Raw genomic sequence first — 23068 nt, 5'->3', positions numbered from 1 at the left:
AGGTCGGCGGCGACACAACAGCCCGTCAAGTCAGGGGAATTCAATGCGTCGTCTTGCCGTCGTCTTCCTGGGAGTTCTCACGTTCTTCGGCTTCGCTGCCGCGCCGGCGAGCGCGGTTGTGGATCCGGCCGCGCTCGTCACCTGCCTTGCTTCAGACGTCACCGGCCTGGTCGATCCCAGCGCGCCCGGCGTGCCCGCGGAAATTCCCGGCGTCGGCTGCCTCGCTCCGTAGCGAGCAGGGGAGCGGGAGATCACGCCTCAGTGCTCCACGCGCGTCAGCCGGAACACCCGGATCTCCCGCTCCACCCTCGCCTGATACGTCGCGTACGGCGGCCAGAACACCAGCAGCTTCTGCCATACGGCCGCCCGCTCATCGCCCTCCAGCAGGCGGGCCGTGACGGGGATGTCGCGGCCCTTCCAGCTGATCTCGGCGTCGGGCTGGGCGAGAAGGTTGTGGGTCCAGGCGGGGTGGCCGGTCCGGCCGAAGTTGGAGCCGATGAGGATCCAGCTCCGCCCGCCCTCCTCGGGCATACAGGCCAGCGGCGAACGCCGGGCCAGGCCGCTCTTCGCGCCGGTCGAGGTCAGGATCACGCCAGGCAGCATCTGCGCGCTGAGCAGGACCTTGCCCCGAGTGAGCCGGTGGACGGCCCGGTCGAGGGCCGGGATCACATGCGGGGCGACCTTGGCGAAGCCCCGCGTCGACGAAATCCGCTGTACCGCCCGCTCGCCGATCACACCGTCACCTCTTCCCCGGTGAAGAGCCGCGCCGCGTCGGCCGCGTACGCCCGCAGCCGGTGCACCGGCCCGAACAGCAGCTCGTCGCCGGCGGCCCGCTTGAAGTACAGATGCGCCTCGTGTTCCCAGGTGAAACCGATGCCGCCGTGCAGCTGGACGGCTTCGCCTGAGGCGATACGGAGCCCTTCGAGGGCCTGGGCGAGCGCGAGGCGCGATGCGGGCGGGGTCGTGCCGGACTGGGCCCACGCCGCGTAGTACGCCGCCGAGCGTGCCGCCTCCACCCCCACATACACATCCGCCAGCCGGTGCTTCACCGCCTGAAACGACCCGATCGCCCGCCCGAACTGCTCCCGCTGCCGGACGTACTCCACCGTCCGCTCCAGTACCCGGTCCGCCGCCCCTACCGCCTCACAGGCGAGGACGGCCGCGGCCAGATCCCCCGCCCGCGCGAGCGCGCCCAGCACATCAGTGTCCTCCTGCCCCAGCAACTCGGCCTCCACATCCCGGAGTTGGACCCGCCCCTGCGGCCGGGTGGCGTCGAGTGCGGTCTGCCGTACCCGTACGACCCCGGCGGCGTCCCCCGGCACCAGGAACAGCAGCGTCCGCGACCGTGCGAACCCCCCGGCGTGCGCGGCGACCACCAGCAGCCCGGCGCTGTGCCCGTCAAGGACCTGGTCGACCTGACCGTACAGCCGCCAGCCGCCCCCGGCCCGGCGTGCCTGCACGCCCCCGGCGCGTCCGCCGCCGGCCCAGTCGCCGTCGCCCGTGCCGGTGAGGGCGAGGGCGGCGGCGAGGGCGGTGCCGGGGACGGCGAGGGTGGCGGTGAGGGCGCCGGAGGCGAGGCGGGGCAGCAGTTCGGCGCGCTGGGTGTCGGTGCCGAGCGCGGTGATCAGCGGGGCGGCGAGGACGGCGGTGGCCAGCAGCGGGGTGGGGGCCAGCGCGCGGCCCGTCTCCTCGCAGGCCAGGGCGAGTTCGGTCGCCGAGCAGCCGACACCGCCGTACGCCTCGGGAAGGGCGAGCCCGGGCAGGCCGAGCTGTTCGGCGAGGGCGGTCCACAGGGCGGGGTCGTGTCCGGCGGGGGTGTCGACGGCCGCGCGCAGCTCACGGGGCCCGCAGCGGCTGTGCAGCAGCTCGCGCAGGGTGCGGCGGATCTCGTCCTGCTCGGGGGTGAAGCTGGCGTCCATGGGTCTGCCCTCCGGCTCTTCCCCTCTGATCTGACGGGCCGTCATATTAGGAGGGTCATAGCGAGATGCACAGGGGTTGGAGGCCTCTCATGACTGCCGGGAGCAGGAAAGTCGCCGTCGTCGGAGTGGCCCTCTCCGACTGCGGCCGGGTGGACGACGCGACACCGTACGCCCTGCACGCCCAGGCGGCCCGGCGTGCGCTGGCCGACTCGGGGCTCGGCCGTGAGGTGGTGGACGGCTTCGCGTCCGCCGGGCTCGGCACGCTCGCGCCGGTCGAGGTGGCCGAGTATCTGGGCCTGCGTCCGACCTGGGTCGACTCGACGTCGGTCGGCGGTTCGACCTGGGAGGTCATGGCGGCCCACGCGGCGGACGCGATAGCCGCGGGGCATGCGAAGGCGGTGCTGCTGGTCTACGGCTCCACGGCCAGGGCCGACATCAAGGCAGGACGCCGCACCGGCAACCTGTCCTTCGGCTCCCGGGGCCCCTTGCAGTTCGAGGTCCCCTACGGCCACACCCTGATCGCCAAGTACGCCATGGCGGCCCGCCGTCACATGCTCGAACACGGCACGACCATCGAGCAGTTGGCGGAGGTGGCGGTGCAGGCGCGGGCGAACGCCGCCCTGAACCCGGATGCCATGTTCCGCGATCCGATCACCGTGGACGACGTCCTGTCCGGCCCGATGATCGCCGATCCCTTCACCAAGCTGCACTGCTGCATCCGCTCCGACGGCGGCGCGGCGGTGCTGCTGGCCGGCGAGGAGTTCGTACGGGACTGCCGTACGGCACCCGTGTGGGTCCTCGGCACCGGGGAGCATGTCTCGCACGCGGCGATGTCCGAGTGGCCCGACTTCACGACCGGTCCGGCGGCGGTCAGCGGGCGGCTCGCCTTCGAGCGGGCCGGGGTGCGGCCCGAGGAGATCGACTTCGCGGAGATCTACGACGCGTTCACGTACATGACCCTGGTGACCCTTGAGGACCTCGGCTTCTGCGGGAAGGGCGAGGGCGGGGCGTTCGTGGAGAAGGGGCGGCTGCTGGTGCGGGGCGGTGAGCTGCCGGTGAACACGGACGGGGGCGGGCTCTCCGCCCAGCATCCCGGAATGCGAGGGCTGTTCCTGCTGGTGGAGGCGGTGCGGCAGCTGCGCGGGGAGGGCGGGGAGCGCCAGGTCCGGGAGCGGGGGGAGCTGCCGCGGCTCGGGGTGGCTTCGGCCACCGGGGGATGGTTCTGCTCGTCGGGGACGTTGGTACTGGGGAGGGACTGAGACACGATCATCGACCCGACCGGGAGGAACAGGCATGGCACTGACCCGCGAAGAGCGAGAAGAGTTCCTGGCCGAACCCCATATCGCCGCGCTGGCCGTCGACGCGGGCGCGGGGCGCGCACCGCTGACCGTGCCGATCTGGTACCAGTACGAACCCGGCGGCGACGTATGGATCATGACGGGACTGGACTCCCGCAAGAACCGGCTGATCCAGCCGGCGGGCCGCTTCTCCCTGATGGTCGACCGGCTCGAACCCACCATCCGGTACGTGTCGGTCGAGGGCCCGGTCGTCAGCACGACGCCCGCCACGATCGAACAGCTCCGGGAGGTCTCGGCCCGCTACCTCCCCGCCGACAAGGTCGACGGCTATGTCGACTTCGCCTGGAAGAACCACGGCGAGCAGGTGGTGGTCCATATGCGCCCCGAGCGGTGGGTGTCATCGGACCTCGGTCAGGTGTGAGCCGCCGCCGCACGTGACAATCGGGGCATGGGAACGGATCTTCATGACCTGCTGAGGTCGCTGCGCGTCTGGGACGTCGAGCTGCCCGCCTTCGACCCGTCGGCCGCCCCAGCCGACCCGCTGGCCCTCTTCACGGCCTGGTTCGCCGAGGCGGTGGCGGCCGGGCAGGTGGAGCCGCACACGATGTCACTGGCGACGGCGGACGAGGAGGGCCTGCCGGACGTGCGGACCGTGATGCTGCACGGCGCCGACACGTCCGGCTGGTCCTTCGCGACGCACGCGGGCAGCGCCAAGGGCCGCCAACTCGCCGCCCGCCCGTACGCCGCGCTGGGCTTCTACTGGCCGGCCCAGGGCCGACAGGTGCGGGTACGCGGTCCGGTCACGGCGGCCCCGTCCACCGAGTCCCAGGCCGACCTGCACGCCCGCTCGACGGGCGCCCTGGCGGCGGCCCTGACCGGACGCCAGAGCGAACTCCTCGGCTCCCTGGAGGAGTTGGCCCGAGCATCGCAGTCGGCCTGGGAACGGGCCCAGCGCGAACCGGAGGCCCCGGTCCCGTCCTGGACGCTGTACCGCCTGCGCCCGGAGGAGGTCGAGTTCTTCCAGGGAGACGCGGCGAGGCGTCACGTACGACTGGTGTATCGCCGTACGGAGACGGGGTGGAGGAAGGAACTGCTGTGGCCGTGAGGGGCCTGGCCTTCTCTCGACGCGCCCGCAGCCGGACTACGGCCTATCGCAGCGTCGGCAGCGGGAGCGGGTTGACCCGCTCACGCGCGGCCGGCGCCGCCTTGCAGGTGACATCCCGCACCGGCAGCTTCCCGGTCGTCAGATACGTCGTCGCCGTCTTGTCCGCACAGGACTTGGTGCCATAGATGCCGTGCCCGACACCCCCGACCACGGTGACCATCTTCGCGCCCTTCATGGCCCGCCGCATGCCCTGGCCGCTGGCGAACGGGGTCTGGGAGTCCCACTCGTTCTGGAGGATGAGCGCGCCGACCTTGTTGTTGACGGTGGTGGCGGGCTCGCTGCCCTTCTTCCAGAAGGCGCACGGCGTGATGTTGGAGCCGATGTCGCCGTACAGCGGGTACTTGGCCTTGTTGTTGATGGCGTCGCTGCGGTACTGCTCGATGTCGCGGGGCCAGTTGCGGGTGTCGGCGCAGACGACGGACCAGAAGCCGGCGGTGCCGTTGTCGTCGGGAACGGCAGCGGCGAACGACGGCGGTACGGGAGTGGGTGTGCTGTCCTTCCGCTCCCCCCGCTCCCCGGCCGTAGGCCTGCCCTCCGCCGCCTTCTTCAGCTCGACGATCGACTCGGCGGCGTCGCGCACGCTGAAGAACGTGGCGCGGCTGCCCGCGCGGATGGCCTCGCCGTTGAGCAGCGTGCCGTCGAGGTCGATCGGCTTCTTGTCGGCCTGGGCGACCAGGTCGTAGAAGGTCTTGCGGACCGCCTCGGGGGTCTTGCCCAGCTTGTACGTGGAGTTGCGCTCGGCGGTCCACTCGGTCCACCGCTTGAAGGCGGGCTCGGTGCCCTCGGCCCAGATCTGGATCATGCCGCGCCAGGCGCGGGCCGGGTCGACTGCGCTGTCGAGGATGATGCGGTCGGAGCGGCGGGGGAACATCTGGGTGTAGAGGGCGCCGAGGTAGGTGCCGTACGAGTACCCGAGGTAGGAGATCTTCTTCTCGCCGAGCACGGCCCGGATGACGTCCATGTCGCGGACCGTGTTGCGGCTGGTGATGTGGGGCAGCTTGGCGCCCTGCTTGGCGTCGCACTTCTCGGCGACGGTGCGGGCGCGCTTCACGTCCTCGGCGAACGTCTTGTCCGTGTAGCCCTGTTCCCACTGCTGGTCGTCGTCGGTGAGACCGCAGCCGACGGGGGATGACGTGCCGATGCCTCGCGGGTCGAAGCCGATGAGGTCGTACTTGGCCTTCACGCTCTTGGGCAGCTCGGTCGCCATCATGAGCGGCATGTCGAGTCCGGGCCCACCGGGGCCGCCGGGGTTGAGCAGCAGCACTCCGCGGCGCTCGCTCGTGCTGGTGGCCTTGATCCTCGATATCGCGAGGTCGAGCTTCTTGCCGTCGGGGCGGCGGTAGTCGAGGGGCACCTTGATGGTGGCGCACTGGAAGGACGCCGGCATCTCTCTGTCGCAGCGGTGCCAGGCGGGCTTCTGCTTCAGGTACTGGTCGAGAGGGTTCGCCGCGGCGGAGGCGGTGGCCGGTGCGAGCGCGGGGACCAGGGTGGCGACGACACTGGCCGCCAGGACAGTAGCTATTCGACTGCTTCGCACGTGGGGGGTCCTTGGGTGGTGGCCTATGGGACGCACCAACCCTGCCGTGCACGGGAGTTGAGTGAATCCATCAGGGAGACGGGATGTGCTCCATCCCTGGATGGACGGGGACATGGCGGATGGTCCCCAAGTCGCACAACCAGCAGCGCCTCCACACCGTCCTGCTAGAGAGGGCTACCGGCCCGTGGCCTTCGGCCCCCGGAAGTCGTACGCGGCGAAGTCCGCCACCGCCCGGTACCCGATCCTCTGGTAGAGGCTGTTGCTCGTCGGGTTGGCCAGATCGGTGAAGAGCAGCACCTCACGGATCCCGGAGGCGAGCACGCCCCGGCTGACCGCCGCCGTGACCGCACCTGCGTAGCCGCGGCCGCGCAGGTGGGCCGGGGTGTAGACGGGGGCGACGCGGACCTGCCCCGCGACCACGGGGGTCACGCCGGCCATGGCGACCGGGCTGCCGTCCTCGCCCTCCCAGAAGGTGACGCCTCCATAGGCGATACGCGAGTCGGCCCATGCGGCGGCGTCACGGGCGGCGTGATCGCCGACGGCCTCGATGAACTCGCCGTACCAGCGGATGAGTTGCTCCCGATCTCCCTTGCCCGCGACCCTCGCCCGCCCCGGCGGAACGGGCTGCGGGACGGTCAGATTGCCCAGCCGGTACAGCCGTTGACGCTGCCCGATCGTGCCTCGGACACCCGTTCGCCGGTACCACGCGGCGGCGAAGGCCTCGGCGGTCTCGCGGGCCGCGATGACACCGGGGAGCCGATGGCCGAGGGCGACGAGGTGGGCGGCGAGGGCATCGGCCTCGTCCGGGGTGAGCGGGGTGACGGTCAGCCGAAAGGGCGGAGTACGGAAATAGGCGGCCCGCACCTGCCCGCCCAGCTCCAACGCCCCGAACACGGGCGCCTCACCCCCGTACGCCCGCGTCCCATCCGTGCGCAGCGTCTCGGTCACCGTCAGAGCGACGGTATGCAGATCGGGGCGCGAGCGCAGAAAGCCACCGGCGTGGGAGAGGAAACCGGTGAGGTCCTGGGTGGAGTACCAGTCGTCCGGGCGCATGTCTCATGATCCCTCGAACGGGAGGGGGTTGGGGGCACCGGGGGGATGGGTTCGTGGGTTCGTGGACCTAGGGGTCGACGTCCGGATCGGTCGCCAGCCGCGCGTGCAGATGCGCGTCCCGGTACGCGTCATGCCGCTCCGCCTCCCACGTCGCACCCCGCAGGGTCCCCTCGTGGCGGAAGCCGCACCGCTCGGCGACACGGCAGGAGGCGTCGTGCCCGACGGGGTGGCCGAGTTCGAGGCGATGCAGGCCCAGGCCCTGTTCGGTGAGGGCCCAGCGGGCGACGATGCCTAGCGCACGGGTGGCGACCCGTTGGCCCCGGGCCTCGGGGAGCACCCAGTAGCCGACACGGCCGCACCTCATGACCGGGTTGGTCACATCGACGCCGATGTGCCCGAGGGGCGCGCCGGTCGAGGCGTCGGTGACGCAGTACGCCGCCGAGGCACCGCCCGCCGTTTTCCCGACCACGGCACGCAGGGAGTCGCGGGCGCTGTCGAGGTCGGTGGTGATCTTCAACGGGGTGTTCCAACGCCGGAACTCCGGGTCGGTACGCCCCCGGAACCACACCTCCAGGTCAGCCTCGGAACTCGCGTCCCAGGGCCGTAGGCGCAGGCCGTGACCGTGGAGGATGGGGGAGCCGGATTGATGGTGTCCGCCGACGATCGTCATCCACTCATTGAAACCCCGAACGATCACCTTGGCCCACCTAGAACTCCTAACGAGGTGGGATGTGGATGACGAGTTGTGGGCGGTGGCTGAGCCGCTGCTGCCCACGGTTGAACGGCGGGCTCGGCATCCAGGAAGGAAGCGGCATCCGGACCGGCCGGTGTTCCAGGGCATCCTGTTCGTGCTGCATACCGGGATTGCGTGGGAACACCTGCCGCAGGAGCTCGGCTTCGGTTCGGGCATGACCTGCTGGCGCCGCCTGGCCGACTGGACCGAGGCCGGAGCGTGGCCGCGGCTGCACCAGGTACTCCTGGCGAAGCTGCGCGGCGCGAACGTCCTGGACTTCTCTCGGGCGGTGGCCGACGGCTCCGGCAACCGCAACGACGTCACCCAGCTCATCCCGCTCCTCGAAGCCGTGCCGCCGGTGCGCGGCAGGCGTGGCCGGCGCCGGTGTCGCCCGGACATCGTGCTCGGTGACCGCGGCTACGGCCACGACAAGTGCCGCCGCCTCGTCTGGGCCCACGGCGTGAAGCCGGTGATCGCCCGCCGGGGCACCGAGCACGGCTCGGGACTGGGCACCCAACGCTGGGCCGTGGAGCGTGCGTTCGCCCACCTGCACTGGTGACCCTCGGATGCGCCCTCATCTGCCGGCGGCGACTTGTCTCCCTACCCTGACAGCATCGGAACCCAGTGATCCATCACCTGGCGCAGACGCTGGCGGTGGTCAGCAATCCAGTCGTCCGGCGGGACGAGCGGGACCCGCACGGTGACCATGGACCCGGACTCGTCCTCCACGACCACCTCCGGGCAGTCGCGCTCGCCGGTGAGCTGGATGAAGATGGACGGCCCGCTACTCAACTCCATCCAGGCCACGTCTTCGCCAGTGTCAAGACGGTCCAGTGCGTTGGCCCAGCTCTCCAACCTCGCAACGTACAACGCCAGGTCGATACGTCCGGACACGAAGGGCGTCTTGACGACGATCTCCGCGTCGAGCCCGGCGGTCCACCTGGGACTACGTCCCAGAACGTTGACCGAGACGCTGTTGCCCTCGTCATCAGCGAGCGAGATGAGCTCCCTCGGGGGACTGTCGCCCATAGCTGCCCTTTCGTCGGCGAGGACTGAGCGATCCTCGCCCGACCTGAGGGCATCCTTCATCTCATTTTGTCAGGAGTTCTCAGGCGCCGGTCCGCCCGTCGACGAGCTCACGCACGACATCGAGGTGGCCGTTGTGGCGGGACGTCTCCTCAATGAGGTGGAGGATCACCCACCGGAGGTCGACGTGGCGGCCGTCGCTGATGGAACGCTTGGCCGCTGAGTTCAGGTCGTGGTCTGACACCAGGCGACGGTAGCGGGCGCTCTGCTCCTGGTACTCGGCGAGAAGCTGGGGCAAAGGGATGTCGACTGCTGTGCGCATCTCAGGGTCGGGATCATCGTCGGTCGCCTCGGTGAGCGGCCCCGCGAGCTCCTCGCCCAGAAATATCACTTGGAACCAGTAGTACTCGACCCAACGCAGATGGCTGATCAGCCCGCACAACGTCATCAGCGGTGAACTCGGGAGCGGGGCCTTGCAAGCGCCTTCGGCGGACACACCCTCACACTTGGCTCGCGCGGTGTCCCGGGCGTAGTCCAGGAAGGTGACCAGCTGCGTACGCTCGTCCCACGTGGGAGGCGTGTCGGTTCGTTGAGTCATCGCGAGGAGTCTCCCGCGGGCCGGAACGGGTGTCGAACCAATTGATCGGAAGCACCGTCGGGGTAGGTGCGGGCGGCTAGCCAGATGGTGAGATCGCTTGCGATCCGGCCGATGTCGTGGGTCGTGTGCACTGTGTGTTCTCGGTGGGTGGTGTCACGGCGGACGATCTCGAAGCCGCCTTCTTCCAGGACCGCTACGGAGGCGAACCACGGGGGATCGTCTTCGTCAGGCTGGACCAGGATGAAGGTGTTGTCGGCGTCGTTCAGATCGCTGATCAGTTCAAACAGGCAGTCTTCGGAGGGGTCCTCATAGCCTTCGCCGTTCTCCGCCTCCACGCGACAGAAAGTCGCCCGCATCGTTGCCTCCTGCCTGCCGGGTGTCCTGGTCAGCCGGGGGCAGCATGGCATGGCGGAGTGACAATCCGGCTGGGTCATAGCTGTGACTCCTGGCCGTCACGCGGCGGGATCCACGTTCCATGCCGCGGGCAGATCGCCGCCGCGGAAGACGCAGACGAAGTCGTCCTCGCGGACGATGTTGCGCTCCTGGCAGTCCGGGCACCGCCGGAACACCACCTCGTGGGTGAAGCCGGAGGGCCGCCGGAGCTCTGCGGCGTCCGGGGCGCGGGCGACCTCCGACCAGGAGGTGACGTCCGGGCAGTACCCGGTGGACTGGTTGCTGACCTCGCTCACGGTCCACCGGTCCGCCTCACACATGAAGCTGATCTCTCCGGCACTCAGCACTACGTCTCCGCCGGCACAGGCCACGTGCTCGCTTCGTCGCGGCGCCAGCCGAAGCACACCGTCTATGCCGACCACGAAGGTGAACGGCTCGGCCAACTCCGCCACCGATTGCTTCATGGCCCAGTCACCGAAGCCGTCCGAGAAGCCACGCCCGCCGTGACGTTGGAGCTGCCCCTGGTAGAACTCCTCCGCCTTGACGCGAGGCATGCGCACCTGGGCGGAACCCTCCTCCAGCAGATAGCTCTCCTCGTCGACACGCACCTTCGGGCCGAGGTACAACTCGAACAGCGCCGCAGGCGGCGAGCAGCAGGCATCCATGATGAGCTGCAGGCCGAATTCGGGTCCCTAGGTGAAGCCGTAGTTGTCGGGATCGCGGTACTCGACGTTGCCGGTGAGGGTCGTGCCACTGCGTGCGTCGGTGAAGACATCGAAGATGTAGGTCATGGGCCCGGAGCCCAGTGATCAGGACTGACAACTGCCCTTCGCGGCTGGGGAGTTCAGATCAGCGGCTCGATCGCCTCGCGTCGCCCCCGCGTCGGGGCGAACCTACACGGACCGGAACACCGGCACCCCGTCCCGAAAGTCGACCTCCAGCTCCATCCCGGCCGACAGCCGCGCAGCGTCCCCGCACTCCACCACCTCGGTCATCATCCGCGGCCCCTCGGCGAGATCGACGACGGCCGCGACGTACGGCGTCCGCTGCCCGAAGGGCGGCAGGTCGTTGCGGTGGACGACGGACCAGGTGTAGAGGGTGGCCCGGCCGCTCGCGGTCTCCCAGTCGACGTCCTCGCTCCAGCAGTGGGGGCAGAACTCGCGTGGGTAGTGGTGAGCGCGCCCGCAGGCGCGGCAGCGGCGGATCAGCAGCCGTCGCCCCGCCGCCGCCTCCCAGTACGTACGGGTGAAGGCGTCGGCCTCCGGGACGTCGTACCGCCGCTCCCCCGCCGGACCCATCAGAACAGCCCCAGCGCACTGTCCACCGACCACGACTGCCAGGACATCCCGAACAACGCGACGACCGAGATCAGCGCCATCATCGAGTTCTGCCCCTGCTCGGCCCAGTCGTGGATCATCAGGGCGAAGTAGAGAAGGTTGAGCAGCAGTCCGCCGACGAGGGCGACGGGGGTCAGGAAGCCGAGGACGAGGCCGAGGCCGAGGGCCAGTTCCGCGTAGAGGACGACGTACGCCATGGTCCGCGGCCGGGGTGTGACGACGGCCTCGAAGCCGGACCGTACGGCGCTCCAGCGGTGCTTCGCCGCGATGTCCGCCGCCCATGCGATCCCCGCCCCCTCGGACCAGGTCTTCCTGTCCTTGTGCCGCCAGCTCTCCAGCCACCACAGCCCGAGGCCTATCCGGAGCACGGCCAGCCATTCCGCACCTGTGAGCCAGATCGCGTCCATGGATCTGACGGTACGTCAGATAAGGAAGGGCTGACAACAGCCTGTGCGTCCGCGATGAATCCGGCCGACTCCAACAGAATTGTTGGCGATTTCGTCGGCATGTCATTACGTTCGCTGACGCAAGGGACCGAGAAAGCCCGGGAAGCTCGGGAAGTCGCAGCAGCCGAGGAGAGACACGTCGTGAAGCACAGGGCAGCAGTCAGGCGCAGGAGCGTGGTCATCGGGATCGGGGCGGGCGCCGGGGTCGCGGCGGCGGGCGGCATCGCCCTGACGGCCCAGGCGTCCAGCGAGCCGGGCGGGAGCGGTGGGGCGAGCGCCTCGGGATCCTCGTCCTCGGACGCCCTGGTCTTCGACGCGGACGCGTACTCGACGCTGACGACGACGATCACCGACGCGGACGGCACCGACCACGAGGTCGAGTACCGCTTCTACAAGGCCGTCACCTACGTCGCCAAGCCGGTCGACGAGAAGTACCAGAGCCTGAACGTCAGCGTCCCGGTCAAGATCGACGGCACGGCCGTGGACGCGACGAACGCCCCGATCCTCTTCGCCAACTCGGTGGGCGGCTATATGCCGTCGTCGGTTGCGGACGCGACGGGGGTGGGCGGCGGCAGTACGACGGGGATGCCGGGCGGGGGAGCGCCGAGCGCGTCGGCGTCCGCGAGCGCCTCGGACTCCGGTTCCGGCTCCGGTTCCGGCTCCGGTTCCGGCTCCGGTGACGTGGCCTCCGGCGGCAACGGCATGGTGAACGCCCAGGGCGGGATGGTCAGTCTGCCGAAGCTGGCGCTGGCGGCCGGTTACGTGGTCGTCGAGCCCGGCGCGCGCGGCCGTACGCTGGTCGACTCCGACGGCACGTACTACGGCGTGGCCCCGGCGGCGATCGTCGACCTCAAGGCCGCCGTCCGCTACGTACGCTTCAACAAGGGCCGTATACCCGGCAACGTGGCCCGCATCGTCTCCTCCGGCACCAGCGCCGGCGGCGCACTGTCGTCCCTGCTCGGCGCGTCGGGCGACAGCCCGCTGTACGACACGCCGCTCCGCGCGATCGGTGCGGCGGAGGCGAGCGACGCGATCTTCGCGACCGGCGCGTGGTGCCCGATCACCGACCTGGAGCACGCGGACGGCGCCTATGAGTGGAACTGGGGCTCGAACCCGATGAGTTCCGGCTCCCAGGTGGACCAGACGGTGTCGAAGGGCCTCCGGTCGCAGTTCGCCGAGTACCAGGCGTCCCTGCGGCTGAAGGGCCTGGGCGGCTTCGGCACCCTCACCGCCCGCAACTACGACGAGTACCTGGTCAAGCAGTACATGGAGCCGTCGGCCACCCGCTACCTGACCGCCCTGTCGGACGCGGACCGCACCACGTATCTGACCGCGAACCCCTTCATCACCTGGTCCGGCGGCAAGGCGTCCTTCTCCTGGGCGGACTTCCTCACCCACATCGGCGCCCGCAAGAAGTCGACGCCCGCCTTCGACGCCTTCGACCTGTCGGCCGGGGAGAACAACCTCTTCGGCAAGGGCACCACCCAGGCCCGCCACTTCACCCTCTACAGCCTCCGCCACGCATCCGGCGGCAGCGCCCGCCTCGACAGCGACCTCCCCGAGACGCTGCGCCTGATGAACCCGATGACCTTCCTGACGGACAAGCCCAACCCGCAACGCACCAAGCACTGGTGGATCCGCCTCGGCACCAAGGACTCGGACACCTCCCACACGGTCTCCGCCAATCTCGCGGCCGCCGCGAACGGTCTCGGCGACGAGGTCGACCACCTCTACTACTGGGACGAGGGCCACGGCGCCAACACCGACCCCGGCGAATTCATCAAGTGGATCGCCAAGGTCAGCGGCCACAAGGGGAAGGGGGCGGGGTCGGGGAAGGCCAAGTAGCCGGGCGCCCGCCCGAGAGCGCGGTACCGGTCTCCCGTCATGACTCCGGCCCCCGCCCGCACGACGCCGAGTTCCCGCCACACACGCGGGACTCGGCGTCGTGCCATATCCGGCAGACGGGCCCCGGCCCTGCCCGACTGCGAGGGCACACGGTCCCGCCATGTCCGGACCCGCCCCAAGTCCACCTCACCCCCACAACCAGGAGACCTACGTCACAGACCCCACCCACCCCTCCTACAGCCGTGATCGATCCGCAACCAATTCCGGGCTTGACCGAGACCCATCAACCAGCTGCGTGATTACGCTCCCGACCATGGCCGACACCTCCCAGCCCCCGCACCAACCCACCGCGGACCGCCCCGTCTACGTCATAGGCGGCGGCCCCGGCGGACTCTCCGTCGCCTACGCCCTGCGCGCCCAGGGACTGCGTGCCGTCGTGCTGGAGAAGTCGGACCGCGTCGGGGCCTCCTGGCGGCGGCACTACGACCGGCTCCATCTGCACACCACCCGGCGGCTGTCGGGCCTGCCCGGACTGCCGATGCCCCGCCGCTTCGGACGCTGGGTGGCCCGTGCCGACGTCGTGCGGTACCTGGAGAAGTACGCCGAGGTCCACGACCTGGAGGTCGTCACCGGCGTCGAGGTGTCCCGGGTCGAGCCCGCGCCGGACGGCTCCGGCTGGCTGCTGCGCGCCACCGGCGGACGGGAGCTGACCGGCGCCGCGGTCGTCGTCGCCACCGGGCACAACCACACCCCGCGCATCCCGGACTGGCCCGGACGGGACACCTACACCGGCGAGTTCCTGCACGCCGGCGAGTACCGCACCCCCGCGCCCCACACCGGCCGCGACGTCCTCGTCGTCGGCATCGGCAACACCGGCGCCGAGATCGCCGTGGACCTCGTCGAGGGCGGGGCCTCCCGGGTACGGCTGTCCGTCCGCACCACCCCGCACATCGTGCGCCGCTCCACCGCCGGGTGGGCCGCCCAGTTCACCAGCATCCTGGTACGCCGGCTGCCGGTCCGGCTCGTCGACCGGCTCGCCAGACCCATGGCCAGGCTCAGCGTGCCGGACCTGTCGGAGCAGGGGCTGCCGCGCCCCGACACCGGGCTCTACAGCCGGGTCAAGGACGGCGCGATCCCGGTGCTCGACGTCGGCCTCATCGACGCCGTCCGCAAGGGGCGGATCGAGATCGTGGCCGCCGTCGAGGCCTTCGAGCAGGGCAAGGTCCGCCTCACCGACGGCACCCTCGTCTCACCCGACGTCGTCATAGCCGCCACCGGATACGTCCGCGCCCTGGAGGACCTCGTCGGCCACCTCGACGTCCTCGACGAGCACGGCAGACCGGTCGTCCAGGGTGCCCGCACCCCTGCTCAGGCCCCCGGCCTCTACTTCACCGGCTTCACCAACCCCATCAGCGGCAACCTGCGCGAGATGGCGATCGACGCCCGGAAGATAGCCAAGGCCATCACCGGCGACCGCACGCCCGGCCGCCAGGTCTCACGCCTGCCGGTGACGTAACCACCCTCAACTCCTTTCCACACCTCCCCTGTTACTTCCGAGTCAGTTGTGACGGGAGTGCTGTACTGCGCTGCCGTGCGGGGCCAGAATGTGAGCACTGTTCAACTTTCCCGCTCCACCCTCTCGCCCGACGGAGGACGCACGTGGCAAGTGAAAGACAGCACTCCCCCCAGCACTCCCTCCCTTCTCGTCTCTCCCGACGCTCTCTCATAGGCGGCACGGCCGCAGCCGTCGGTGCCGCGGCCCTCACCGCCACCAGCGCGGGCACCGCCTCGGCCGCGGCGAAACGCGACGTCGACGTAGCCATCGTCGGTGCCGGACTGGCCGGGCTCACCGCGGCGCGCGATCTGGTCGCCGCCGGGAAGTCGGTCGTCGTCCTGGAGGCCCGCGACCGCGTCGGCGGCCGGGTGATGGGGCTCAGCCTTCCGGGCGGCGGTGTCACCGAGGGCGGGGGCGAGTTCATCGGCCCCACCCAGGACCGCATCCGGGCCCTCGCCGACTCCCTCGGCGTGGCGACCTTCAGCACCTACAACTCCGGCAACAACCTTCTCTACAAGGACGGCAAGAAGACCCCCTACGCCACCGACGGCATCCTCGGCTCGGTCCCGCCGATCGACGCCGCCGGGCTCGCCAACGCCGCGATCGTGCAGGCCACCCTCGACGACCTGGCAAAGCAGATCCCGGTCGACGCGCCCTGGACCGCCCCCAAGGCCGATGAATGGGACCGGCAGACCTTCGAGAGCTGGCTGCGCGCCAACGCCGTCATCCCGTCCGCCAAGTTCCTCTTCGACGTGGCCTGTACGTCGATCTTCTCGGCCGAACCCCGCGAACTCTCCCTCCTGTTCGTCCTCTTCTACATCGCCGCCGCCGGCAACGCCGCCAACCCCGGCACCCTGGAGCGCCTCACCGAGACCGCGAACGGCGCCCAGGAACTGCGCTTCGTCGGCGGCTCCCAACTGGTGCCGATCAAGCTCGCGGCCACCCTCGGCGACCGGGTGGTGCTGAACGCCCCGGTGCATACGATCACCAGGTCCGGCGGCACCTACGCCGTCACGGCCGACGGCATCACCGTCAACGCCCGGCGGGTCGTCGTCGCCCTGCCCCCGCCCCTCGCGGCCCGTATCACCTACGACCCCCTCCTCCCGGCCGCCCGCGACCAGCTCACCCAGCGTCTGCCGATGGCCTCGGTCGGCAAGGCCATCGCCATCTACGACACCCCCTTCTGGCGTGCCGACGGACTCAACGGTCAGGTCGTCAGCGACACCGGCGTGATCAGCTCCACCTTCGACAACTCCCCGCCCGACGCCTCCTATGGCGCCCTGATGGGCTTCATCGAGGCCGACGAGGCCCGGAAGCTGGACGCAGCGAGCGAGGCGGAGGTGCGGGCGGCCGTGCTGAAGGACTACACGACCTACTTCGGCGCGAAAGCGGCCTCCCCCACCTCCTTCGTCCTGCAACGCTGGAACAACGAGGCCTACACCCGCGGCGGCCCCGTCTCCATCGCCGCACCCGGTGTCCTGACCCAGTACGGGCCCGCCCTGCGCGCGCCGGTCGGCGGTATCCACTGGGCCGGAACGGAGACCTCCACGTACTGGATGGGCTTCATGGACGGGGCGGTGCGGTCGGGTGAGCGGGTGGCGAAGGAGGTGCTGGCGGTGCTGTGAGCCGCGCCCGCCAGGCAGTAGGCCGACCCCGCTCCGCCAACTTTGCGTGCACGACCGTTCCTGACACAGCGTCAGTTCCTTTAATCTGACACTGCGTCAGTTAATCGCTGTCACACAGGAGCGGGCGGACCGATGCTTGGATCAACCCACGGCACCCTCACCACCGACTCCCGCCGGGCCCGGGTCATCGCCTGTGGCGAGCAACCCGGGCCCGCCGTCCACGGCCGGCCCGCCGAGGTCGACGATCTCGACGTCAGCGGCCGTGCCCTGTACTCCGACGTGCCCGATCTGGACCGCCTCTTCCGGCCGGAGTCGGTCGCGGTGATCGGCGCCTCGGACGCCGAGGGCCGCCCCAACACCGGGGTCACCCGCCAGCTGATCGCCTGGTCCGAACGGGTCGGCGCCCGGCTCCACCCGGTGCATCCGAGCCGTACGTCCGTCTTCGGCATCCCCTGCTCTCCCTCCGTCGCCGACCTGCCCGAGCAGGTCGATCTCGCCGTGCTGCTTGTCGCCGATCCCCTTCCAGTGATCGAGGAACTGGCCGAGACCAAGGTGAAGTTCGCCGTCGTCTTCGCCTCCGGGTTCGCCGAGACCGGCGAGGAGGGCGCCGCCGCACAGGACCGGCTCACCGCCGCCGTGGAACGCTCCGGCATGCGGCTGCTGGGCCCGAACACCAACCTCAATGCCTTCGAGCACTTCCGGGACGACCTCGACGGGCCCGCGATCGCGCTCATCACCCAGTCCGGCCACCAGGGCCGCCCCGTGTTCGCCCTCCAGGAGCTCGGCATCCGCCTCTCCCACTGGGCGCCGACCGGTAACGAGGCCGACCTGGAGACCGCCGACTTCATCTCCTACTTCGCCGAGCGGCCCGAGGTGGGCGCCATCGCCTGCTACGTCGAGGGCCTCAAGGACGGCCGGGCCTTCCTGCTCGCCGCCGACCGCGCGGCCCGCCGCGGTGTCCCGGTCGTCGCGGTCAAAGTGGGCCGCACCGAGACCGGCGCCCGCACGGCCGCCTCACACACCGGCAAGCTGACCGGCGCCGACGCGGTGGTGGACGCGGCGATGCGCCAGTACGGAGTGATCCGGGTGGACGGCCTGGACGAACTCCAGGACACCGCAGCCCTGTTGGCCCGCGCACGGCCGCCCCGCGCCGACGGTGTCGTCGTCTATTCGATCTCGGGCGGCACGGGCGCGCACTTCGCGGATCTGGCGACCGAGGCCGGACTGCGGCTGCCCGCGCTGTCGGAGGCCAGGCAGGCCGAGCTGCACCAGTGGATACCCGAGTACCTGAGCGTGGCGAACCCGGTCGACAACGGCGGTCATCCCGTGGGCGACTGGCGCGGCCGGAAGATCATCGACGCGATCCTCGACGATCCCGAGGTCGGGGTGCTCATCTGCCCGATCACCGGGCCATTCCCGCCCCTCAGCGACCGGCTGGTCCAGGACCTGGTGGACGCCGCCGAGCGCACGGACAAGCTGGTCTGTGTGGTGTGGGGTTCGCCGGTCGGCACCGAGCCGGCCTACCGCGAGGTCCTGCTCGGCTCCTCGCGCGTGGCCACCTTCCGCACGGTCGCGAACTGCATCACCGCCGTCCGCGCCTACCTCGACCACCACCGCTTCGTCGCCGGCTACCGCTCCCCCTTCGACGAGGCCCCGCGCACCCCTTCGCCCTCCTACCGCAAGGCGCAGGCGCTGATGCGCCCCGGCCAGCAGCTGAGCGAGCATGCGGCGAAGCAGCTGCTGCGGGCGTACGGCATCCGTGTCCCGCGCGAGCAGTTGGTGACCAGCGCTGCAGCGGCCGTACGGGCGGCGGGGCTGGTGGGCTACCCGGTGGTGATGAAGGCGTCCGGCGCCCGGATCGCGCACAAGACCGAGCTCGGCCTGGTCAAGATCGGGCTGACCTCGGCCAGCCAGGTCCGCGACGCCTACCGTGGGTTGACCGACATCGCCCGCTACGAGGATGTCTCCCTGGACGGTGTGCTGGTCTGCCAGATGGTCGAGCGGGGCGTCGAGATGGTGGTGGGCACCGCGCACGACGAGCTCTTCGGACCGACGGTGACGGTCGGGCTGGGCGGGGTGCTGGTGGAGGTGCTGAACGACACCGCCGTACGTGTGCCGCCCTTCGGTGAGGAGCAGGCCCGGGACATGTGTGCCGAACTGCGCGGGCGGGCCCTCTTCGACGGGGTCAGGGGGCGGCCCCCCGCGGACCTGGACGCGCTCGTGGAAGTCGTCCTGCGGGTGCAGCGCATGGTGCTGGAACTCGGGGGCGAGCTCGCGGAACTCGACATCAATCCGCTGATGGTGCTGCCCAGGGGGCAGGGCGCGGTGGCGCTGGACGCGCTGGCGGTGTGCCGCTGAGATGACCGCCAATGGTGAAGTGAACATGCCCGATTCCCCCCGTGTGCCGCCCGGAAGCGGCGTCGATCCCGTGGATTCATTGGTACAGCACGCCACTGACAATCAGGTCCGCCGCATCACCCTCAACCGCCCCGAAGCCCTCAACGCCATCACCCCTGACCAGCGAGAACGCATCATCCAACTCCTCGCCGAGGCCTCCGCGGACCCCGGCGTACGGGCCGTCGTACTGACCGGCACGGGCCGTGGCTTCTGCTCGGGCGCGGACCTGCGGGGGACGGCGTCCGGCGCCGACCGCGTCCCCGGCGACGTCGCCCGCACCATCCGCCTCGGCGCCCAGCGCCTCATCGCCTCCGTCCTCGACTGCGAGAAGCCGGTGATCGCCGCGGTGAACGGCACGGCGGCCGGGCTCGGCGCGCATCTGGCGTTCGCCTGCGATCTCGTACTGGCGGCGGAGTCGGCGAGGTTCATCGAGGTGTTCGTACGACGCGGCCTCGTCCCCGACGGCGGCGGCGCGTACCTCCTCCCCCGTCTCATCGGCCTCCAGCGGACGAAGGAGCTGATGTTCTTCGGCGACGCGCTGACGGCCTCGGACGCTGAGCGGATGGGGCTGGTCAACCGGGTGGTCCCGGACGGGGAGTTGGACAAGACGGCCCGTGCGTGGGCCGAGCGCCTCGCCACCGGGCCGACCCGCGCCCTGGCCCTCACCAAGCAGCTGGTGAACGCCTCCCTCGACTCCGACCGGACCACCGCCTTCGCGGCGGAGGCGGCCGCGCAGGAGATCAACATGACGACGCAGGACGCGCGGGAGGGCGTGACCAGCTTCGTGGAGCGGCGCAGCCCCGAATACCGGGGCCGCTGACCTTCCCATCTGACACTCCGTCAGCTTCAATGGGAAATGTGATGGGACACGCAGGGATGGCCGCCGCAGCCGTCCGTTATCTCAGGTCGACCGGGGCTCCGGCCCCCGTCGAAGCGCTGCCGCGCCCGGAGCTGCGGTGCGTCCGCGAGGACGAGCGCGCCCCCGTGGACCAGACCGAATTCCGCCGCGTCCTCGGCAACTTCGCGACCGGCGTCACGGTCATCACGGCACCCGCCACCACCTCCGAGAGCGGCCCCGCCGGCTTCGCCTGCCAGTCCTTCTCCTCCCTCTCCCTCGACCCACCCCTGATCGCCTTCATGGTCGGCCGTACGTCCACGACATGGCCCCGCATCGCCCGCGCGGGCGCCTTCTGCGTGAACGTCCTGAGCGCCGACCAGGGAGAGTTGTGCCGCGCCTTCGCCGTGAGCGGGGCGGACAAGTTCACGGACGTGCCGTACGACTCGGCTCCCGTGTCGGGATCACCCCGCCTCGCGGGCACGGTCGCGTGGATCGACTGCACGGTCCACGCGGTGCACACGGGCGGCGACCACCTCATCGTCGTCGGGCGGGTGGATGCCTTGGGGGCGGCGACGGACGGGGACTTGGCGCCGCTGCTGTTCCACAAGGGGCGATTTCTGAGGACGTCGTGAGTCAGGGAATCAGCACGCCGACCAGCACGGCGAGGGGCAGGAAGATCAAGGGGACCGACATCAGCCAGCCCGTCCGCTCGGACGTCCTCGACGCGATGAGCATGCAGAACGCCGCCATGAGCAGCGCGTAGAGGAAGAACAGCGGGATGAGGATGATGATGCCTGCACCCATGCCAATGCCCCCTAGCGGCGACCTCGCGTCCCGCTAATTGAACACGTTCAAATACGCCCCTGTCCACTCGTGCCCGCTAGGCGACGCGAACCCCCGCCGCCGTCCGGCGAAACGTGCGTCGATACGTCGTCGGCGTCACCCCCAGTACCGCCTGCAGGTGCTGCCGCATCGACTGTGCCGTACCGAAGCCCGCCTCCCTGGCCACCTGGTCGACCGAGAGGTCGGTGGACTCCAGGAGGTGGCGGGCGCGTTCGACGCGTTGCTGGGTGAGCCACTGGCCGGGGCTGATGCCGACCTCCTCACGGAAGCGGCGGGTGAAGGTGCGCACCGACATGGCCTCCTGGTCGGCCATGTCGCGCAGCTGGATGGGCTCCTGGAGGCGGCCCAGGGCCCAGGCGCGGGCGTTGGTCGTGGACGACTGCTGCGGGTCGGGGACGGGGCGATGGATGTACTGGGCCTGACCGCCGTCCCGGTGGGGCGGTACGACCGTGCGGCGGGCCACGTCGTTGGCGATCGCCGTGCCGTGGTCACGGCGCACCATGTGCAGGCACAGGTCGATACCGGCGGCCACCCCGGCCGAGGTCAGCACATCGCCGTCGTCGATGAACAGCACGTCCGCGTCGACCTTGATCCGCGGGAAGAGCCGCTGGAAGCGGTCGGCGTCGGCCCAGTGCGTGGTCGCCGGGCGCCCGTCCAGACGGCCGGCCGCGGCGAGGACGTAGACGCCGGTGCAGATGGAGGCGATGCGGGTGCCGGGGCGGAGGTGGGCGAGCGCGGCGGACAGCTCCTCGGTCAGCACGCCCTCCTCGAAGACCGGGCCGAGTTCGTACGACGCCGGGATGATCACGGTGTCGGCGGTGGCCAGCGCCTCTGGTCCATGGTCGACCTGGATGGCGAAGTCCGCGTCGGTCTGCACCGGGCCGGGCGGCCGGACCGAGCAGGTGACGACCTCGTACAGGTGCCGGCCGCGCGCGTCCTTCGGGCGGCCGAAGATGCGGTGCGGGATGCCCAGCTCGAAGGGGAGCAGACCGTCCAGCGCGAGGACGACCACGCGGTGCGGCCGGAAATCCGGGGAAGGCTGACGGGGCTCGGACTCACTGCTCATGGCCCGATCCTAACGAATGCTGTCCTTCGGGCCAATGGATCTGTCGCGGCGCAGGCCCGAAGCTCGTTGTCGTGACGCAGACAACCGAAGCCACAGCCGCAGCCGACGCCCGGCCCTTGCCGGAACGACGCCGTCCCCGCATCCACCGCGCCTGGTTCGTCGCCGCCGTCACCTTCGTGACGATCCTCGGTGCCGCTGCCTTCCGTTCCTTGCCGGGCCTTCTCATAGACCCGCTGAACGAGGACTTCGGCTGGTCGCGCGGCACGATCGGCGCCGCCGTCTCCGTCAACCTCGCCCTGTACGGCCTCACCGCCCCCTTCGCCGCCGCCCTGATGGACCGCTTCGGCATCCGGCGGGTCGTCGCGGTCGCGCTGACCGTGATCGCGCTCGGCTCGGGCCTGACGTACTGGATGACGGCCGCCTGGCAACTGCTGCTGTGCTGGGGCCTGCTGGTGGGACTCGGCACCGGTTCCATGGCGCTGGCGTTCGCGGCCACCGTCACCAACCGCTGGTTCACCGAGCGGCGCGGCCTGGTCACGGGCATCCTCACCGCCGCGTCGGCCTCCGGCCAGCTGATCTTCCTGCCGCTGCTGTCCTGGATGGTCGAGGAGCACAGCTGGCGCCCGGCGGCCGTCACGGTCGCGCTCACCGCCCTCGCGGTCGTCCCGTTCGTCTGGCTGCTGCTGCGCGACCACCCGGCCGACGTGGGCCTGAAGCCGTACGGCTCCGCGGAGTTCATACCCAAGCCGCCTCCCGCGCGGGGCGCCGCTCGCAGGGCGGTCACCGTGCTCTTCTCGGCGGCCCGAACCGGCCCCTTCTGGCTGCTGGCCGGCACCTTCGCGATCTGCGGCGCCTCCACCAACGGCCTCATCCAGACCCACTTCGTGCCCGCCGCCCACGACGAGCACATGCCCGTCACGGCCGCCGCCTCGCTGCTCGCGGTCATCGGCGTCTTCGACGTCGTAGGCACGATCGCCTCCGGCTGGCTCACCGACCGCTTCGAACCGCGCCGCCTGCTCGCCGTCTACTACGCCTTCCGCGGCATCTCGCTCCTCTTCCTTCCGATCCTCCTCGCCCCCACCGTCCATCCACCCATGCTGTTCTTCATCGTCTTCTACGGCCTCGACTGGGTCGCCACCGTCCCGCCCACCGTCGCCCTGTGCCGCGAGCAGTACGGCGACGACAGCGCGATCGTCTTCGGCTGGGTCCTCGCCTCCCACCAGGTCGGCGCCGCGCTTGTGGCCTTCCTCGGCGGAGTCGCACGGGACGCCTTCGGCTCGTACGACATGGTCTGGTACGCGGCGGGGGCGCTGTGCGCGGTGGCGGCGCTGATGGCGCTGGTGATCCGGCGGCGTACGACGGACGACCTGGCTGTGGCCTGAGCCGCGACCTGG

The 23068-nt window shown here is 70.5% G+C and carries 24 protein-coding genes and 1 pseudogene; 12 read left to right on the top strand and 13 right to left on the bottom strand.

Annotation, left to right across the window (positions count from 1 at the left end; translation table 11 throughout):
* Positions 1-43: 43 nt before the first annotated feature.
* The gene (locus IE325_RS20150; RefSeq protein WP_190071351.1) at positions 44-232 is read left to right on the top strand and encodes a hypothetical protein; all 189 of its coding nucleotides are present in this window, start codon (positions 44-46) and stop codon (positions 230-232) included.
* A gap of 26 nt (positions 233-258) precedes the next feature.
* Here the strand turns inward: IE325_RS20150 and IE325_RS20145 are convergent, their stop codons facing one another.
* Both IE325_RS20145 and IE325_RS20140 read right to left on the bottom strand, forming a co-directional pair.
* Complete coding sequence (locus IE325_RS20145) at positions 259-735, bottom strand: nitroreductase/quinone reductase family protein (RefSeq protein WP_190071350.1); 477 nt, start codon at positions 733-735, stop codon at positions 259-261.
* Positions 732-1919 carry an acyl-CoA dehydrogenase family protein gene (locus IE325_RS20140; protein WP_190071349.1) on the bottom strand — a complete coding sequence of 396 codons (1188 nt, stop codon included), beginning with the start codon at positions 1917-1919 and terminating at the stop codon, positions 732-734. Before IE325_RS20140 ends, IE325_RS20145 begins: the two co-directional genes overlap by 4 nt.
* A gap of 89 nt (positions 1920-2008) precedes the next feature.
* On the opposite strand from IE325_RS20140, the gene IE325_RS20135 reads away from it, so the two are divergent.
* Genes IE325_RS20135 through IE325_RS20125 form a run of 3 tightly spaced genes read left to right on the top strand, consistent with a single transcriptional unit; the run spans position 2009 to position 4322 of the window.
* Positions 2009-3178, top strand: coding sequence for a thiolase C-terminal domain-containing protein (locus IE325_RS20135; protein WP_190071348.1), 1170 nt, complete (start codon positions 2009-2011; stop codon positions 3176-3178).
* 34 nt (positions 3179-3212) lie between these two features.
* The gene (locus tag IE325_RS20130; protein ID WP_190071347.1) at positions 3213-3638 is read left to right on the top strand and encodes a pyridoxamine 5'-phosphate oxidase family protein; all 426 of its coding nucleotides are present in this window, start codon (positions 3213-3215) and stop codon (positions 3636-3638) included.
* Positions 3639-3665: 27 nt separating this feature from the next.
* Complete coding sequence (locus IE325_RS20125; protein ID WP_190071346.1) at positions 3666-4322, top strand: pyridoxine/pyridoxamine 5'-phosphate oxidase; 657 nt, start codon at positions 3666-3668, stop codon at positions 4320-4322.
* Positions 4323-4365: 43 nt separating this feature from the next.
* Here the strand turns inward: IE325_RS20125 and IE325_RS20120 are convergent, their stop codons facing one another.
* The 3 genes from IE325_RS20120 to IE325_RS20110 all read right to left on the bottom strand — a co-directional run bounded on the left by IE325_RS20120 (position 4366) and on the right by IE325_RS20110 (position 7642).
* A complete protein-coding gene (locus tag IE325_RS20120; protein ID WP_190071345.1) occupies positions 4366-5919 on the bottom strand; it encodes an alpha/beta fold hydrolase in 1554 nt (517 codons plus the stop codon).
* Positions 5920-6093: 174 nt separating this feature from the next.
* Positions 6094-6972 carry a GNAT family N-acetyltransferase gene (locus IE325_RS20115; RefSeq protein WP_190071344.1) on the bottom strand — a complete coding sequence of 293 codons (879 nt, stop codon included), beginning with the start codon at positions 6970-6972 and terminating at the stop codon, positions 6094-6096.
* Between the two features lie 67 nt (positions 6973-7039).
* Positions 7040-7642 (bottom strand): GNAT family N-acetyltransferase, encoded by a 603-nt coding sequence (locus IE325_RS20110; protein ID WP_190071343.1) that lies wholly within the window; start codon positions 7640-7642, stop codon positions 7040-7042.
* Between the two features lie 28 nt (positions 7643-7670).
* Here IE325_RS20110 and IE325_RS20105 point away from each other — a divergent pair.
* A pseudogene (locus tag IE325_RS20105) lies at positions 7671-8258 on the top strand (transposase); the annotation flags it as partial.
* Between the two features lie 47 nt (positions 8259-8305).
* On the opposite strand, the gene IE325_RS20100 reads toward IE325_RS20105, so the two are convergent.
* The 6 genes from IE325_RS20100 to IE325_RS20075 all read right to left on the bottom strand — a co-directional run bounded on the left by IE325_RS20100 (position 8306) and on the right by IE325_RS20075 (position 11466).
* Entirely contained in the window at positions 8306-8794 is a 489-nt protein-coding gene (locus IE325_RS20100) for a DUF5959 family protein (RefSeq protein WP_190071342.1), read from the bottom strand.
* Positions 8795-8813: 19 nt separating this feature from the next.
* Positions 8814-9329 (bottom strand): DinB family protein, encoded by a 516-nt coding sequence (locus IE325_RS20095; RefSeq protein WP_190071341.1) that lies wholly within the window; start codon positions 9327-9329, stop codon positions 8814-8816.
* The gene (locus IE325_RS20090; RefSeq protein ID WP_190071340.1) at positions 9326-9685 is read right to left on the bottom strand and encodes a hypothetical protein; all 360 of its coding nucleotides are present in this window, start codon (positions 9683-9685) and stop codon (positions 9326-9328) included. The genes IE325_RS20095 and IE325_RS20090 overlap by 4 nt, the downstream gene beginning before the upstream one ends.
* Before the next feature lie 96 nt (positions 9686-9781).
* Positions 9782-10186 carry a hypothetical protein gene (locus IE325_RS20085; RefSeq protein WP_190071648.1) on the bottom strand — a complete coding sequence of 135 codons (405 nt, stop codon included), beginning with the start codon at positions 10184-10186 and terminating at the stop codon, positions 9782-9784.
* Positions 10187-10615: 429 nt separating this feature from the next.
* The gene (locus IE325_RS20080) at positions 10616-11020 is read right to left on the bottom strand and encodes a Zn-ribbon domain-containing OB-fold protein (RefSeq protein ID WP_190071339.1); all 405 of its coding nucleotides are present in this window, start codon (positions 11018-11020) and stop codon (positions 10616-10618) included.
* Complete coding sequence (locus IE325_RS20075; protein ID WP_190071338.1) at positions 11020-11466, bottom strand: DoxX family protein; 447 nt, start codon at positions 11464-11466, stop codon at positions 11020-11022. The genes IE325_RS20080 and IE325_RS20075 overlap by 1 nt, the downstream gene beginning before the upstream one ends.
* Before the next feature lie 219 nt (positions 11467-11685).
* Here IE325_RS20075 and IE325_RS20070 point away from each other — a divergent pair, with 219 nt between their 5' ends.
* The 6 genes from IE325_RS20070 to IE325_RS20045 all read left to right on the top strand — a co-directional run bounded on the left by IE325_RS20070 (position 11686) and on the right by IE325_RS20045 (position 20397).
* Positions 11686-13350, top strand: coding sequence for a subtype B tannase (locus IE325_RS20070; RefSeq protein WP_190071647.1), 1665 nt, complete (start codon positions 11686-11688; stop codon positions 13348-13350).
* A gap of 313 nt (positions 13351-13663) precedes the next feature.
* Entirely contained in the window at positions 13664-14866 is a 1203-nt protein-coding gene (locus IE325_RS20065; RefSeq protein WP_190071337.1) for a flavin-containing monooxygenase, read from the top strand.
* Between the two features lie 143 nt (positions 14867-15009).
* On the top strand, positions 15010-16530 hold the full coding sequence (locus tag IE325_RS20060) for a flavin monoamine oxidase family protein (protein WP_190071336.1): 1521 nt from the start codon (positions 15010-15012) through the stop codon (positions 16528-16530).
* Between the two features lie 132 nt (positions 16531-16662).
* Positions 16663-18888, top strand: coding sequence for an acetate--CoA ligase family protein (locus IE325_RS20055; RefSeq protein WP_190071335.1), 2226 nt, complete (start codon positions 16663-16665; stop codon positions 18886-18888).
* 25 nt (positions 18889-18913) lie between these two features.
* Positions 18914-19747, top strand: coding sequence for an enoyl-CoA hydratase/isomerase family protein (locus IE325_RS20050; protein WP_229911892.1), 834 nt, complete (start codon positions 18914-18916; stop codon positions 19745-19747).
* 41 nt (positions 19748-19788) lie between these two features.
* Entirely contained in the window at positions 19789-20397 is a 609-nt protein-coding gene (locus IE325_RS20045) for a flavin reductase family protein (RefSeq protein WP_190071333.1), read from the top strand.
* Position 20398: 1 nt separating this feature from the next.
* Here the strand turns inward: IE325_RS20045 and IE325_RS20040 are convergent, their stop codons facing one another.
* Both IE325_RS20040 and IE325_RS20035 read right to left on the bottom strand, forming a co-directional pair.
* Positions 20399-20569 (bottom strand): hypothetical protein, encoded by a 171-nt coding sequence (locus IE325_RS20040; protein WP_190071332.1) that lies wholly within the window; start codon positions 20567-20569, stop codon positions 20399-20401.
* 76 nt (positions 20570-20645) lie between these two features.
* Positions 20646-21674, bottom strand: coding sequence for a GlxA family transcriptional regulator (locus IE325_RS20035; RefSeq protein WP_190071331.1), 1029 nt, complete (start codon positions 21672-21674; stop codon positions 20646-20648).
* A gap of 71 nt (positions 21675-21745) precedes the next feature.
* Here IE325_RS20035 and IE325_RS20030 point away from each other — a divergent pair, with 71 nt between their 5' ends.
* The gene (locus tag IE325_RS20030; protein ID WP_190071330.1) at positions 21746-23056 is read left to right on the top strand and encodes an MFS transporter; all 1311 of its coding nucleotides are present in this window, start codon (positions 21746-21748) and stop codon (positions 23054-23056) included.
* Positions 23057-23068: the final 12 nt, after the last annotated feature.

The organism is Streptomyces lanatus (assembly GCF_014655715.1).
Lineage (GTDB): Bacteria > Actinomycetota > Actinomycetes > Streptomycetales > Streptomycetaceae > Streptomyces > Streptomyces lanatus.
Note: the sequence above shows the minus strand (reverse complement) of the source record. Positions and strands in the feature narration are given on the sequence as shown.